Source organism: Rhizobacter sp. (assembly GCF_031412495.1).
Classification (GTDB): Bacteria; Pseudomonadota; Gammaproteobacteria; order Burkholderiales; family Burkholderiaceae_C; genus Schlegelella_A.
This window is the reverse complement of the sequence record NZ_JANODC010000313.1, coordinates 1-14,149: the sequence shown is the minus strand read 5'-3', so window position 1 is coordinate 14,149 and position 14,149 is coordinate 1. Positions and strand designations below refer to the sequence as shown.

The window sequence follows — 14,149 nt, the reverse complement described above, 5'->3', positions numbered from 1 at the left end:
CCGCCGCCGGCGGCGGCCCCACCGGCCTGCGCGGCGGATCGCCGAACTTCGCCCCGCACTGCGCGCAGGCGCTGCCTTCGAGCCAGCGCCCGGGCGAGTGGTTGCTGCAGTAGTAGCGAACCGCGGCCTCGTGGCAGGCCTCGCACTCGCCCGGCGTGCCGCGCGTCGTGCCGCAGTTCGGGCAGCGCAGGACGACGCCGCTCATGGCTGAAGCACTTCCGCGGGTTCCGTGGCGGCGGGCGGCGGGAAGCTGGCGTGGATCAACGCCGCCGGCACGTGCAGGCGATGCACCTGGGGCAGCGCTCCCTCGACGAAGCGGGCCACGGTCGGGACGCGCTCGTGAGGCCCGAAGGATTCGCGGTTCAGGCGCCGTGACAACGCGACGGTCGTCAGCACCGGATACGCGGCGTAGGCGGCAGGGAGGGCGTAGCGATCGTCCGGGTGGTCGTGCCCGCGCGCCATGTGCGTGACCGGCCGGCCGAGCCGCGCGCTGAGCGCGCAGAAGTCGGCGAAGTCCTCGTGGCCGAACTGGCTGCCACGGGCATGGCGGTTCGGCATCTTGCGGCGCGCCTTCGGGTGCATCCGGGCCCAGACGAAGTCGGACAGGCAGGCCGGGTCGTTCCAGTCGCCCGTCTCGGCCAGTTGCGCGTGCCGGTCGAGGAGCGGAAAGCCGCCGTGCGCGACGAGCAGCCCGTCGGGGAAGAACAGGGCCCGCGGCGCGCGCGCGGTCAGGCGCACGGCCAGCTTGCCGGCCCGCTCGATCCATTCGTGGGCCAGGTTCGCGTTCAGGAAGTCGGCGAAGTCGGACGGCGACACGGTCGAGGCGAAGCGAGAGCCGTCGTAGCCGAGCGCCTCGTCGTGGTTGCCGGCGACGACGCAGACGCGCCCCGGCGCCTCGACGATCAGCTCGAAGACGCGGACCAGGACCTCGAGCCCGAAGCCCTCGTCGTCGAAGAAGTCGCCGAGGAAGACGATGCGCGGCAAGGCCCCGTCGGCCGCGGCGACGGCGCCGATCTGCGCCAGTGCCGACTCGAGCGCGAGCAGGTCGCCGTGCAGGTCGCCGACGATCCACAGCGGCACCGACGCGTCGACGCTGGCGATGCGGATCGCCCGGTCGTCGGCGTGCGCGCGGTCGGCATCGAAGAGCAGGCCCGGCCCGCCGGCGGCGTCGAGCAGCGCTTCCATCTGCTGCACGACGTAGAGCATGCGGGCGCGGACCGCTCCGGCGTCGGCGGCGGCGCCGACCGCGCCCCAGTCGAGATCGTGGACGTCGACGACGGGCAGCGTGGCGGGAATGGCCGGCGCCGGCGCCGCCTCCGCCGCGTCGGGCTCGCCGCCCTCGGGCGTTGCCACGTCAGCGACCACGCGCCGTCAGCGGCATCTTGGCGACGCCGCGGGCCTGCCGGCCGACCGCGATCACGTCGCCCTGGCGGAGCACGCGCGGCGCCGTCAGCGCCTGGCCGTTGACCAGCGTCTCGTTGGTGGTCTCGTCGGCGGGAGAGACGAGCCATTGCCCGGCCGCGGAGCGCTCGAGCACGCACTGCCGGTGGTCCCAGAACTCGCCGTCTGGGCCGAACTGGCGCACCAGGGCCTTGCCGAGCACGGTGCGCACCGCGATCTGCAGGGCCCGCCCGTCGGGCCCGAGCAGCTCGATGCCGTTCGATGCGATCGGCTCGCCGGTGCGTCCCGGCGTCGTGCTCGCCGCAGCGGAGATGGTCGTCGCGCTGCGGACCTCGGCGCGCGGGCCGCGGCCGCTGAGGACGGCGCGCAGCTCCGCGGCGGTGGGCCGCGCTGCCGGGTCGGGCGCGAGGCAGCGGTGAAGGAGGGCGCTGACCTCGGCGTTGCGCGCCGGCGCCGGCATCGTGCCGACCAGGGCCCGCGGCTTCGCCGCCCCGGCCATGACGCGACGCGCGTACTCGGCCGGTTCGTCGCTCCAGTACGGGTGCTCGCCGCAGAGCAGCTCGTGCAGCATCAGGCCGCAGGTGAAGACATCGGACGCCAGCCCCGGCACCCCGCCGCGCGTCATGTGCTCCGGCGAGCGGTAGTTGTCGGTGCCGACGTAGCCCTGGAAGCCGTGCCACGGCGCGCGCCGGTCGGCGAGCAGCGAGAAGTCCATGTCGATCAGCTTCAGCTGGTAGCCGGAGCCGATCGTCCGGTCCTCGATGAGGTAGGCGTTCGCCGGCTTCAGGTCGGCGTGCACGATCTTCGCTTCGTGCAGGGCGGCGATCGCCGACATCAGCACCTTGGCCCAGGTCACGTGCTGCGCCCAAACGGCCGGGTCGCGCGTCGGCGCGGTCCGCGTCACGCGGTGCCGCTCGCGCTCGGCGTCGAGCATCTGCTGCAGGTCGGCGCCGTTCTCGACGAACTCGTAGGCCTGGAAGTAGCACGGGCCGCCCCAGCGCTCCTCGAAGGCGTCGACCTGGCGCACCGCGAAGTGCGCCGCCTTGCCGTCGCGCACGCGCGCCGAGAGCTCCTTCTGGTAAGCGACGAAGGCTTCGTACCAGACCACCGTGGGCGCCGGCGACTTGTACTGCTTGAAGAAGACCTTGGCCCCCGACGGCGCCTGGGCCCCGTAAGAGATCGCCATCATGCCCGGCCCGAACACCTTGGTGATGCGGTAGCCGCGGAGGGTGTCGCCGACCTTCAGCTTCTTGGCCATGGCCGGGGCGGGGTGCGCGAGCGTTCGTCGATCGGGTCGCGAGCGGCTAGAGGGCGACGGTCTCGGCCGAGCGCGAGACGCTGGCGGCGAGCTGCTTCAGCGTGGTGCGGAAGTTGACCGGATCGGAGGTGAATTTCTGCAGCGCCTCCTGCGGGTTCAGGCCCTCGAACTCGACCACTTCCCACTCCGACTTGTCGATCTGGCTGAGCCGGTCGTAGCCCTCGAAGTTGGGCGCGAACAGGCTGAGGATGATGCGATTGGCCATCACCACGTTGGCGACGTCCTGCAGCGAGCCGCCCTTGGCCTGGGGCACGTTCAAGGTCTCCTTGAACGAGGCGTCGGTGAAGACGATGACGACGCGCGCCGCGTCGCTGCGATAGCGCCACTTGCCCGGGTCTTCCTGCTGCGAGCCCTTCGGGATCGCCTCCATCGTCGCCACCTGGTAGAGCGCGTCGAGCAGCGACTCGGGCTCGTCGCCGCCGCCGGCGGCCTGCAGGGAGGCGAGCTGCTCCTTCAGCGCGGCAGCGTCGCGGACGAACGCATGGTCGACGATCCAGGGCAGCCCTTCCTGCTCGGCCGAGTCGATGTCGCGGTAGCCCACCACCTTGGCGCGCCAGTCCTTCACCGGCGCGGCGTTGTTGGCGTCGCCGCGGCTCAGGGTGTCGACGAAGACCTCGATGTTGCGGCGCAGCGCATCGATGCACGGTGCCATGCTGCCGCTCACGTCGATCAGGAAGACGAGGTCGGCGACGCCCTTGGTCTTGGCCCGGGCCTGCGGCACGGGCACCGCGGCGGCGGGCTCGGCCACGCCGGCGGGACCCGCGACGGTGTCCTCGCTGGCCGGCTCGGCGGTCGATCCGGTCGGCGCTGCCGTCGTTTCCGCTGTCACGGCGGTGTCGGCGTGGGTCGGTGCGCCGTCGAGGGAGGCGGCGGCGGTGTCGGGATGCTCAGGGGGGGTCATGCGCGGCTCCGGGGAAAGGCGTACGGCAGGGCGAGCTCGGGTCGACTCTCGCGAACGCCGGTCCCTGGCAATGTGCGTTCCCGGCAGGCCGGCCGCGACGTGGCGAGAATGGTGCAACCTGCCGAGAACGCCTGCCATGAAGATCGTCGAGATCCGCGAGAGCACCCGCCCCATCCGCTCGGACATCCGCAACGCCTACATCGATTTCTCGAAGATGACGCTGAGCCTGGTCGCCGTCGTCACCGACGTCGTGCGCGACGGCCGCCCGGTCGTCGGCTATGGCTTCAACTCGAACGGCCGCTACGGACAGGGGGCGCTGATGCGCGAGCGCTTCATCCCGCGCCTGCTCGAGGCCGAGGCCGACAGCCTCCTCGACGAGCGCGGCATCCTCTGCCCGCACGCGATCTGGGCCGCGATGATGGGCAACGAGAAGCCAGGCGGCCACGGCGAGCGCTCGGTGGCCGTCGGCACGATCGACATGGCGGTCTGGGATGCTGTGGCCAAGATCGAGGGCAAGCCGCTGTTCCAGTTTCTCGCCGAGCGTTACGGCAACGGCACGCCCAAGCGCGAGGTCTTCGTCTACGCCGCCGGCGGCTACTACGCGCCCGGCCATGGAGTCGAGGCCCTCGAGCGCGAGATGAACGGCTATCTCGACCGCGGCTACTCGGTCGTGAAGATGAAGATCGGTGGCGCCCCGCTGGCCGAGGACCGGACCCGCATCGAGGCGGTGCTGCGCCTGCTCGGCCCGGGCCAGTGCCTCGCCGTCGATGCCAACGGCCGCTTCGACCTGGCCACCGCGATCGCCTATGCCGAGGCGCTCTCCGCCTACGACCTGTTCTGGTACGAGGAGGCCGGCGACCCGCTCGACTTCGCCCTGCAGGCCGAGCTGGCGAACCACTACGCCAAGCCGATGGCCACCGGCGAGAACCTGTTCTCGACGCAGGACGCGAGGAACCTCGTCCGCTACGGCGGCATGCGCCCCGACCGCGACTGGCTGCAGTTCGACTGCGCCCTCAGCTACGGACTGGTCGAGTACCTGCGCACGCTCGAGATGCTGAAGGCACACGGCTGGTCGCCGTCGCGCTGCGTGCCGCACGGCGGGCACCAGATGTCGCTGGCGATCGCGGCCGGGCTGCACCTCGGCGGCAACGAGTCCTACCCCGACCTGTTCCAGCCGTACGGCGGCTTCCCGGACGGCGTCGAGGTGAAGAACAGCATCGTCACCCTGCCCGATCTGCCGGGGATCGGCTTCGAGGGCAAGGCCGACCTCATCGCGGAGATGCGGGCGCTCGCCGCCTGATTCCTCGATGCAGCCGCCTTCACCCGGCCGGGACCTGGGCGAGCGCTTCCTGCGCTCGTTCGAGCTGACGCCGGCACTCGACGAGGCCGAGCGGGAGCAGGTGTTCCGCATCCGGCACGAGGTCTACTGCCGCGACCTCGGCTGGGAGCCGGTGCGCGAGGACGGTCGCGAGTTCGACGAGTTCGATGCCCATTCTTTCCATTGCCTGCTGCGCACCCGCAGCACCGGTGCGCCGGTCGGGTGCACGCGGCTGATCCTGGCCCGGCCGGCGGACCCGGCCTACCCGCTGCCCTTCGAGACCGGCTGCAAGGACGTCCTCGATCGCGCCCTGGCCGACCCAGGCCGGATGCCGCGCCACGGGCTGGGCGAAGTCTCCCGGCTCGCGGTGCTGAAGGCTTTTCGCCGGCGCAAGGGCGAAGAGGCGGTCGCCGCGTCGGTGACGGAGGACGACTTCGCCATCCGGGGCGCCGAGGAGCGCTTCCCCTTCATCCCGATCAGCCTGTACCTCGGCGCGGCCGCCGTCGCCCGGCACCTCGACATCGAGCATCTGTTCGTGCTGACCGAGCCGAGGCTGGCCAGCCACTTCGCCCGCATCGGCTTCGACATCCGGCCGGTCGGCGGTGCGGTCGAGCACCACGGTGTCCGGGTTCCGTCCCTGCTCAGCTCGAGCAAGGTGGTGCAGGGGCTGCGGCCCATGATCCGGCCTCTGTACGACGTCATCGCGCAGGCGGTGAGCGACGCGTTCAGGGCCCGCTCGCAGGCGCGGGGCGGGCTCGACTGAGCTGGCAGCCCCGTTTTCCTACCCGGCGACGGCGCATTGGACGACGGCGACGCATCGGTCCCCGGGGATACAAGGGCGAAGTCGATAGGGAGACCGTCATGCTGCGTTGCCGCGCCCTGCTCCTCGCCGGACTACTGCTTGCCGCCCCTGCACTGCGAGCCGCTGACTGCACGGACCTGCCGCGCCTCGTCGTTCCCGGCGCCGAGCGCATGGAGGCAGCCTGCCTGCCCGACCTCTCGACGAAGTACCTCGTCGCGACGCCGTACACCGACCCCAGCGACTGGGGCACGCTTCATTCGCAGCAGACGCGCAATCCGGCCGGCATCGTCCCCGGAATCCAGATCGACGGCTACTTCCCCGACACGTCGGCCACGAACACCACCCGCGGCTGGTTCCACGACGCGCAGTTCGTGATCCGCCTGCCGCACCAGTGGAACGGCAAGCTGGTCGTCACCGGGGCGCCCGGCGTGCGCAAGCAGTACGCGACCGACTACCTGATCAGCGACTGGGTCCTGTCGCGCGGCTACGCGTTCGCGGCGACGGACAAGGGCAACACCGGCACCAGCTTCTACAACGACGGCGCCGTGCCCGGCGACGCCATCGCCGAATGGCACCGTCGCGTCACCGAGCTGACGATCGCGGCCAAGGACGTCGTCCGCCAGCACTACGGACGGGCTCCCGACTTCACCTACATGACGGGCATCTCGAACGGCGGCTACCTCACCCGCCACGCCCTCGAGAACCGGCCCGACCTGTACGACGGCGGCGTCGACTGGGAAGGGCCGCACTGGCGTCCGGAAGGCCCGAACCTGTTTACCTTCCTGCCGGCCGCGCTCAAGCACTACCCCGCCTACCGGCTCGGCAGCCCGGCCGCGCACCAGGCCATCCTCGACGCCGGGTTCGCGCCCGGGTCGGAGTTCATCTGGGAGCATCACTACGCCGTCTACTGGGACCTGACGCAGCGGACCTACCGCGAGGAGATGGACCCGGCCTACGACGGCGCGCTGGCCGCCGGCCTGCCCTTCTGCGCCTCGGGGACACCGTCCTGCGACGCCGACTACGACTACACGAGCCGGCCGCAGGCGGTGAAGGACGCGGTCGGCCGCGTCTCGCTCACCGGCCGCATCGGCAAGCCGATGATCACGCTGCACGGCACGCTCGACTCGCTGCTGCCCATCGGTCCCAACTCCGACGCCTATGTCGAGCGCATCCGCAGCCAGGGCCGTGGCCACCTGCACCGGTACTACGTCGTCGAGGGCGGCAACCACGTCGACCAGCTCCACGACGTCTTCCCGGACCGGCTGCGCCCGATCGCGCCGTGCTACCGCGCCGCCTTCCTGCTCCTCGAGGCGTGGGTGGAGCCCGGCCCGGGCAAGAAGAAGCCGCCGGCCAGCAAGACGCTGCCGATGGCGGGTGTCGTCGACCCGGCCAACGTCTGCCCGATCTGAGCGCCGCGCCCTCGATTCACTGGACCCGGGCCTGCCCAAGCTCGACCACGTTGCCGGCGGCCACCCCATCGTCTGCCTTGACGAGGTGGCCGCTGACCGACGCACCGACGTCCATCTGCAGCTGCTTGTAGCGGATCGTGCCGCGCACGCGCGCGTCGGACTGCAGCTCGAGCCGGTGCTCGATGTCGAGGTCGCCGGTGACGAGGCCGTTGATGACCGCGTCGCCGCAGCGGATACGGCCCTCGATGCGGCCCTTGTCGGACAGCACGAGAAGGGACGCGCCCTGGCCCTCGGCCTGGCGGCCGATGACGTCGCCCCGGACGAGGCCGTCGATGCGCATGCCGCCGCTGAAGACGATGTCGCCGGTGATCTCGACGTCCTCGGCGAGCAGGGTCGAGAGCGCCGCCATCTTGATGAAGGGATGCTTCTTCGTACTTCCGAACATGGTCCTGTCTCCTGTTAAACGATCAGCGCTGCCGCCCCTCGCGCGCCTTGCGGAAGAAGGTGAGCTCCTCGGTCGCCTCGCGCAGGCGCTGATTGAGGGCGTCGACCTGGCGCTCGAGCTCCTGGCTGCGCGCCGTCGCCAGGCGCAGCGCTAGCCGGCCCTGGTCGATCTCGTGACGCAGCGGCTGGATCTGCGCCGCAGCGTCGCTCGCGACGGCGGGTGCGGGCTGCACCAGGGCCAGCGCCGGGTCGCGCGCGGCGACCCCGACACCCGCCCCCGCCGCGCCGGCGGCAAGCAGGAGCACGGCTCGCACGAGCCAGCGCCGCGCGCCGCGCTGCGGCATCAGCTCCAACCTGACCTGGGTCAGGCGGCAGGTGGCGATGCGACCGAAGCCCATGCGGCCCTGCCCTCTTGCACTGCTGCGTTCATGCGTTCACGTCCGTGCCGCTCAGAGACCCGCCAGGTAGCGCTTCGGGTCGATGTGGCGGCCGTTGCGCAGCACCTCGAAGTGCAGGTGCGCCCCGGTCGATCGGCCGGTCGAGCCGACGAGGGCGATGCGCTCGCCCGGCACGACAACACGGCCTTCCTGCACCAGCAGCCTGGAGGCGTGCGCGTAGCGGGTGGCGAGGCCATTGCCGTGGTCGATCTCGACGAGCCAGCCGTAGTCGCTCTTCCAGCCGGCGAAGGCGACCGTGCCGCCCGCCGCCGCCGTGATCGGCGTGCCGTGCCCGGCCCCGAAGTCGAGCCCGGCGTGGAAGGCGTGCGAGCGCATGAACGGATCGCTGCGGTTGCCGTAGGACGAGGTAAGCTCGGCGTCGAGGATAGGCAGCCGGGTCGGCAGCCGCATCAGCTCCAGGCTGCGGCGCACCGTGGCGTCGGCGACCCGGGCGATCGGCGGCTCGATGCGGACCAGCCGCTCGTCGAGGGCGTCGAGCACGTCGAGGCCCGCTGCCGCGGGCGGCCGCGGCGGCAGCCACGGACCCCCGCTGGGGCCGGCCGGCACGGCGGCATCGCCGCTTGCCCCCGGGCCGACGGGCTCACGCCGCAGCGACGCGCCGGATGCAGGAGAAGCAGCCGGCTCCTTCTGCAGCACGCCGATGCGCCGGCCGAGCTGTGCCGCCTCGCTCTCGAGGCGGAACAGGCGTGCCGACAGCGTGCCGACTTGCTCGAGCATGAACGGATGCGCCGCCGGCGCGGGCACCGCCGCGGCGGTCATCGGCACCTGCACGAGCGTCGGCGCGGCGAGCCAGTAACCGAGGCCGCCGCCTGCGACCACCAAGGTCAGGGCGCCGACCAGGGCCGCACCCAGCAGAGGGCGCAGCGGCAGGGTCCGCACCCGCGACCGGCTCGAGGCGCCGGTGGCAATCAGGACGAAGGCCATGGCCGTTGTCTCCTTCGATCTCGCGACATCGAACGGCGGGGGCGCCCGTTCGACGGCGGCTTCGCGCACCTCGCGCCGCCACCGAAATTCATCCTAAGCGCGAGGCCGGCAGAAGCGCCGTTTCGGCGCTGCAACGGAATGTTCTGCGCCGCCGCCGTGGGCGAAGTTCACGCGATGCGCGTGCCGCCTTGTATCGAGTCGTAGCGGATCGAAAGCGGATCCCGGGATCCGCCTGCCCGGCAGCTCACGCAGGCTGCAGGACGTGAATGGCGCGGTTCGCGGTGAACTCGCGGACCCGGGCGGCGTAGGCCTTCATGTGCGGCGCCGCGGCATGCGCCTGCAGGGCCTCGACCGAGGCCCAGCGCTCGACGACGACGAAGGTGTCGGCGCCGAACGCAGCGGTCCCGGGCAGGCCGCTCGCGTCGACGACCGCCTCGTAGGCTAGGCAGCCTGCCTCGGCGCGGACGGTCTCGACGTTGGCCCGATAGGCCTCGAGGATGCGGTCGCGCATGCCGGGGTGCGCGGTGATGATGGCGAGGACGTGGATCATCGCGCCGACTGTATGCCTCGCTAGACTCGCCGACAAACAGCGAGGGGAGACGAAGCATGGCATCGACGACGCGGCGCAGAGGTGGCTGGCGCTGGCTGGCGGCGCTGCTCTGGCTGGTGCTCGCGCTCGTCGTCGCCGCCGCCGCCGGCACCTTCTTCTTCCTGCGCGCCAGCCTGCCGACGCTCGACGGCCGGCTCGCCGGCGACGGCCTGCGCGCGCCGGTGACGGTGCTCCGCGACGGCAACGGCGTGCCGACGATCCGCGGCAGCGACCGCAGCGACATCGCCTGGGCCACCGGCTACGTGCACGCGCAGGAGCGCTTCTTCCAGATGGATCTGCTGCGCCGCTCCGCGACCGGCGAGCTCGCCGCCCTGCTCGGCACGCGGCTGGTGCCGATCGACCGCGAGCGGCGCCTGCACCGCTTCGCCGCGCGCGCCGGCGGCGCCCTCGCGGCCCTGCCGGAAGCCGACCGCGCCGTCGTCGAGCGCTACGCCGCCGGCGTCAACGCCGGCCTCGGCGCCCTGGCGGCACGGCCGTTCGAGTACGCGGTGCTCCGCTCGGCGCCACGCCCGTGGCGGGCCGAGGACACGCTGCTCGTCGCCTGGGCGATGTACTTCGACCTGCAGGACGAGCAGCTGCAGCGCGTCTACGCGCGCGGCTGGCTGCGCGACCAGGGGACGACGCCGGCGCAGCTCGCCTTCCTGCTGCCGACGGCGAGTCCCTACGACGCGCCGCTCGACGCCGCCGCCATCGACGAAGCCGTGGCACCCCTGCCGGCCGAGGCGCCGGCCTGGTTCGGGCGGCCGGCGCGAACGAAGACCGCGATGCACGACCATCTCGGGGACGCCGGCGTCGGGAGCAACAACTGGGCCCTGGCCGGAACGCGCACGAAGAGCGGCGCGGTGATGGTCGCCAACGACATGCACCTGAACCTGCGCCTGCCGCACATCTGGTACCGGGCCGCCTTCGAGATCGAGGCCGGCCCCGGGCAGCCGGCACGGCGCATCGTCGGCGTCACCCTGCCCGGCGCACCGCTGGTCGTCGCCGGCAGCAACGGCCGCGTCGCCTGGGGCATGACGAACACCTACGGCGCCTACGTCGACCTGCTCGAGCTCGAGTTCGATCCGAAGGACGCGCTCCGCTACCGCCTCGGCGCCGCGGGCGGACCCGAGGCCGGCTGGGGCCTGCTGCGCACGGTCGAGGAGCGGATCGCGGTCGCCGGCGCGCCCGACGAGGTGCTGCGCGTGCAGGAGACGGGGTACGGCCCGGTCTGGGAGCGCGGCGGCCGCCGCTACGCCGTGCACTGGGTCGCGCACGATCCCGGCGCGGTCAACTTCGGGCTGCTCGGGCTCGAGCGCGCCGGCAGCGTCGCCGATGCGCTGGCGGTGGGCCAGCGCTCCGGCGTGCCGGCGCAGAACATGGTCGTCGGCGACGCCGCCGGGCAGATCGGCTGGACCATCGCCGGCGCCCTGCCCGGGCGCGCCGCGACCTGGGCCTCGACCTTCCCGGCGCCGGCCGCCTCGGCGGCGTCGTACACCTGGCGCGCACTGGCCGCGCCGGCGACGCATCCGAGCCTGGTCGACCCACCGGGCGGGCAGATCGCGACCGCCAACTCGCGCCAGCTCGCCGGGCCTGGCTATGGCGCGATCGGCGACGGCGGCGCCGACCTCGGCGCGCGGCAGCGGCAGCTGCGCGACGCCGTCACCGCCCTGCCCGCGGGCAGCGACGAGGCGACGGTCTACGGCGTGTTCCTCGACGACCGCGCCCTTTACCTCGCGCCCTGGCGCGACCGGGCCCTGCAGGCGCTCGCCGGGCCGGCGGGCGCCGCGAGCGCCGCCGATGCCGACACCGCGACGAGGGCCAAACGGGCCGAGTTCAGGCAGCTGCTCGAGAGCACCTGGACCGGCCGCGCCAGCGTCGACTCGGTCGCCTACCGGCTCACGCGCAGCTTCGTCGCCGGGCTCTACACGCGCCTCTTCGGCGGCGTCGATGAGGAGCTGCGCAGCGTCGACAAGCTGGCCAGCTTCGCGCGCGCGACGCCGCGCTGGCCGGCGGTGATCGCGCGCCTGCTCGACGAGAAGCCGGCCGGCTGGCTGCCCAAGGGCAGCGCCGACTGGCAGGCGGTGCAGCTCGCCGCCGTCGACGAGGCCATCGCCGAGATCGAGAGGGAGGGCGCGCCGCTCGGCCAGGCGACCTGGGGCCGGCGCAACACGACGCGCATCGCCCACCCCATGGCTGGCAGCCTCCCGTTCGGCGCGCACTGGCTGGCCGCGCCGGCCGAGCCGATACCGGGCGACAGCCACATGCCACGCGTCGCCGCGCCGGCCTCCGGACAGTCGGAGCGCTTCGTGGTGACCCCGGGCCGTGAGGCCGATGCCGTCTTCAACATGCCGGGCGGGCAGAGCGGCCATCCGCTCAGCCGCTGGTTCCTGGCCGGCCATGCCGACTGGATCGCCGGCCGGCCGACGCCGCTCCTGCCGGGCGAAACGGCGCACACCCTCGCCTTCGTGCCGCGCTGACGCCGGGGGCGGGCCGGGTGGGCTATCGTCGCCCGCCACGAGCCTCCGCAGAGAGGCTTTGCGCCCCCCCTCAACGGAGACAACCGTGACCCGACTGCATCGCCTGCTCGCCTGTTCCCTGCTCGCCGCCGCCGCCCTCGCCGGACCGGCGCAGGCCCAGACCCCGTACCCGACGCGACCCGTGACCTGGGTCGTCCCGTACCCGCCGGCCGGCACGACCGACGTGCTGGCGCGCATCGTCGCGCAGTGGCTGAGCGAGAAGATGGGCCAGCAGTTCATCGTCGAGAACAAGCCGGGCGCGGGCAACAACCTCGGCGTGCAGCACGTCGTCAACGCCGCGCCGGACGGCTACACGATGCTGCTCGTCAACCCGGCCAACGGCATCAACGCGACGCTCTACAAGAACCTGACCTTCAACTTCATCCGCGACATCGCGCCGGTGGTCGGCCTGGTCCGCACGCCCAACGTGATGGAGGTGCCGCCCTCGTTCCCGGCCAAGACGGTGGCCGAGTTCATCGCCTACTGCAAGGCCAACCCGGGCAAGATCAACATGGCGTCGTCGGGCAGCGGCACCTCGGTGCACCTGTCGGGCGAACTGTTCAAGTCGATGACCGGCTGCGACATGCTGCACGTGCCGTACAAGGGCGCCGGGCCGGCGCTGATCGACCTGATGGGCGGCCAGGTGCACGTGCTGTTCGACAACCTGCCGTCGTCGATCGGCCACATCAAGAGCGGCAAGCTGCGCGCGCTCGCCGTCACCTCCCAGGAGCGCGAGCCGTCGATGCCGCACCTGCCGACCGTCGGCGAGACGGTGCCGGGCTACGAGGCGACCGCCTGGTTCGGCATCGGCATGCCCAGGGGCACGCCGCGCGAGATCATCGACAAGGTCAACGCCGAGGTGAACCGGGCCCTCGCCGACCCGAAGATGCGCGAGCGCCTGGCCGAGCTCGGCGGCAAGCCGATCGCCGGCACGCCGGAGGACTTCGGCAAGGTCATCGCCGCGGAGACGGCGAAGTGGGAGAAGGTCGTGCTCTCGTCCGGCGCAAAGGTCGAGTGACCGCGTTCGTGCCGGCGGGCGACGCGCCCCGCGGGTCCGGGCGATGAGCGTCGATCGGGCCCTGGCCGAGGCAGCGGCGTTCGCGCAGGCGCACGAGGTGCCCTGGCCGCGCCAGCCGCACGCGGCGCCCGCGCCCGGCCAGCAGCCGTGGGGCGTGCACCACGACGACCCGCCGCCGTACAACCGCCTGCGCGGCCCGGTGCACGCGCGCGGGCCGCAGTCCGGCGTCGTTCGCCGCGGGGGCGAGGAAATCCTGGCCTGGGGCGAGCCCGACCGGGCCGATCTCACCTTCAGCGTCGCCAAGACCTACCTCGCGCTGCTCGCCGGCGTCGCGCAGGGGCAGGGCCTGCTGCCCGACGAGGACGAGCCGGTGGTCGCCCGCCTGCCCGGCATCGGCTTCGACGACGCGCACAACCGTGCCGTCACCTGGACCCACCTGCTGACACAGACGAGCGAGTGGGAAGGCACGTCCTTCGGCCTGCCCGACACGGTGGACCGCTGGCGCAAGGTGGCGCAGGACCCTCGCCCGGCCGGCGGCCCGAAGGGCGGCGCGCGGCCGCTGCTGGCGCCGGGCACCTACTGGGAATACAACGACGTGCGCATCAACCAGCTGGCGCTGGCCCTGCTGCACCTGTTCCGCCGGCCGCTGCCGGAGGTCTTCCTGGAGCAGGTGCTGCGGCCGCTCGGCAGCGGCGCCGGCTACGCCTGGCGCGGCTACGACGACGCCTGGGTGGATCTCCCCGGCGTCGGCCGGGTGCGCTCGGTCCCTGGCGGCTCGCACTGGGGCGCGGGCGTGTCGATCAGCGCCCGCGACCAGGCGCGGGTCGGCCAGCTGCTGCGTGACGAAGGCAGGGCCGGCGGCCGGCAGCTCGTGCCGCGCGCCTGGATCCGCACGATGGCCGAGCCGTGCGCCATCGCGCCGTTCTACGGCCGGCTGCTCTGGCTCAACCGCGACGGCCGGGCTTTTCCTGGCGCATCGACGCGCGCCGTGTTCATGGTCGGCGCGGGCGGCCACTACACCTGGATCGATCCGGAACTCGACGCCGTG

The 14,149-nt window shown here is 72.7% G+C and carries 14 protein-coding genes; 6 read left to right on the top strand and 8 right to left on the bottom strand.

The features are described from left to right. The 4 genes from AC30N0_RS11725 to AC30N0_RS11710 form a co-directional block, all read right to left on the bottom strand. Positions 1-205 (bottom strand): hypothetical protein (locus tag AC30N0_RS11725; protein WP_489518092.1); only part of this gene is annotated, 205 nt, incomplete at its 3' end. Next, the gene (locus AC30N0_RS11720) at positions 202-1,353 is read right to left on the bottom strand and encodes a metallophosphoesterase (RefSeq protein WP_489518091.1); all 1,152 of its coding nucleotides are present in this window, start codon (positions 1,351-1,353) and stop codon (positions 202-204) included. The genes AC30N0_RS11720 and AC30N0_RS11725, both read right to left, overlap by 4 nt. A gap of 1 nt (position 1,354) precedes the next feature. Beyond that, on the bottom strand, positions 1,355-2,659 hold the full coding sequence (locus AC30N0_RS11715; protein WP_489518090.1) for a protein kinase domain-containing protein: 1,305 nt from the start codon (positions 2,657-2,659) through the stop codon (positions 1,355-1,357). A 46-nt stretch (positions 2,660-2,705) separates the two neighbouring features. Continuing rightward, positions 2,706-3,620 carry a vWA domain-containing protein gene (locus AC30N0_RS11710; RefSeq protein ID WP_489518089.1) on the bottom strand — a complete coding sequence of 305 codons (915 nt, stop codon included), beginning with the start codon at positions 3,618-3,620 and terminating at the stop codon, positions 2,706-2,708. Positions 3,621-3,756: 136 nt separating this feature from the next. Between AC30N0_RS11710 and AC30N0_RS11705 the strand changes: the two genes are divergently transcribed. The 3 genes from AC30N0_RS11705 (at position 3,757) to AC30N0_RS11695 (ending at position 7,149) form a co-directional block, all read left to right on the top strand. Then, complete coding sequence (locus AC30N0_RS11705; protein ID WP_489518088.1) at positions 3,757-4,920, top strand: mandelate racemase/muconate lactonizing enzyme family protein; 1,164 nt, start codon at positions 3,757-3,759, stop codon at positions 4,918-4,920. Positions 4,921-4,927: 7 nt separating this feature from the next. Then, the gene (locus AC30N0_RS11700; RefSeq protein ID WP_489518087.1) at positions 4,928-5,701 is read left to right on the top strand and encodes a PEP-CTERM/exosortase system-associated acyltransferase; all 774 of its coding nucleotides are present in this window, start codon (positions 4,928-4,930) and stop codon (positions 5,699-5,701) included. A gap of 98 nt (positions 5,702-5,799) precedes the next feature. Further along, positions 5,800-7,149, top strand: a complete 1,350-nt coding sequence (locus AC30N0_RS11695) for a tannase/feruloyl esterase family alpha/beta hydrolase (RefSeq protein ID WP_489518086.1) — start codon at positions 5,800-5,802, stop codon at positions 7,147-7,149. 16 nt (positions 7,150-7,165) lie between these two features. On the opposite strand, the gene AC30N0_RS11690 is transcribed toward AC30N0_RS11695, so the two are convergent. The 4 genes from AC30N0_RS11690 to AC30N0_RS11675 all read right to left on the bottom strand — a co-directional run bounded on the left by AC30N0_RS11690 (position 7,166) and on the right by AC30N0_RS11675 (position 9,525). Next, the gene (locus AC30N0_RS11690; protein WP_489518085.1) at positions 7,166-7,594 is read right to left on the bottom strand and encodes a bactofilin family protein; all 429 of its coding nucleotides are present in this window, start codon (positions 7,592-7,594) and stop codon (positions 7,166-7,168) included. 22 nt (positions 7,595-7,616) lie between these two features. Continuing rightward, on the bottom strand, positions 7,617-7,991 hold the full coding sequence (locus AC30N0_RS11685; protein ID WP_489518084.1) for a hypothetical protein: 375 nt from the start codon (positions 7,989-7,991) through the stop codon (positions 7,617-7,619). A 51-nt stretch (positions 7,992-8,042) separates the two neighbouring features. Next, positions 8,043-8,975 (bottom strand): M23 family metallopeptidase, encoded by a 933-nt coding sequence (locus tag AC30N0_RS11680; protein WP_489518083.1) that lies wholly within the window; start codon positions 8,973-8,975, stop codon positions 8,043-8,045. Between the two features lie 244 nt (positions 8,976-9,219). Beyond that, positions 9,220-9,525, bottom strand: a complete 306-nt coding sequence (locus AC30N0_RS11675) for a putative quinol monooxygenase (RefSeq protein ID WP_489518082.1) — start codon at positions 9,523-9,525, stop codon at positions 9,220-9,222. Positions 9,526-9,581: 56 nt separating this feature from the next. On the opposite strand from AC30N0_RS11675, the gene AC30N0_RS11670 reads away from it, so the two are divergent. The 3 genes from AC30N0_RS11670 to AC30N0_RS11660 form a co-directional block, all read left to right on the top strand. Further along, a complete protein-coding gene (locus AC30N0_RS11670; protein WP_489518081.1) occupies positions 9,582-12,044 on the top strand; it encodes a penicillin acylase family protein in 2,463 nt (820 codons plus the stop codon). Positions 12,045-12,129: 85 nt separating this feature from the next. Further along, positions 12,130-13,101, top strand: a complete 972-nt coding sequence (locus AC30N0_RS11665) for a Bug family tripartite tricarboxylate transporter substrate binding protein (protein WP_489518080.1) — start codon at positions 12,130-12,132, stop codon at positions 13,099-13,101. Positions 13,102-13,144: 43 nt separating this feature from the next. Beyond that, positions 13,145-14,149 (top strand): serine hydrolase domain-containing protein (locus AC30N0_RS11660; RefSeq protein WP_489518079.1); only part of this gene is annotated, 1,005 nt, incomplete at its 3' end.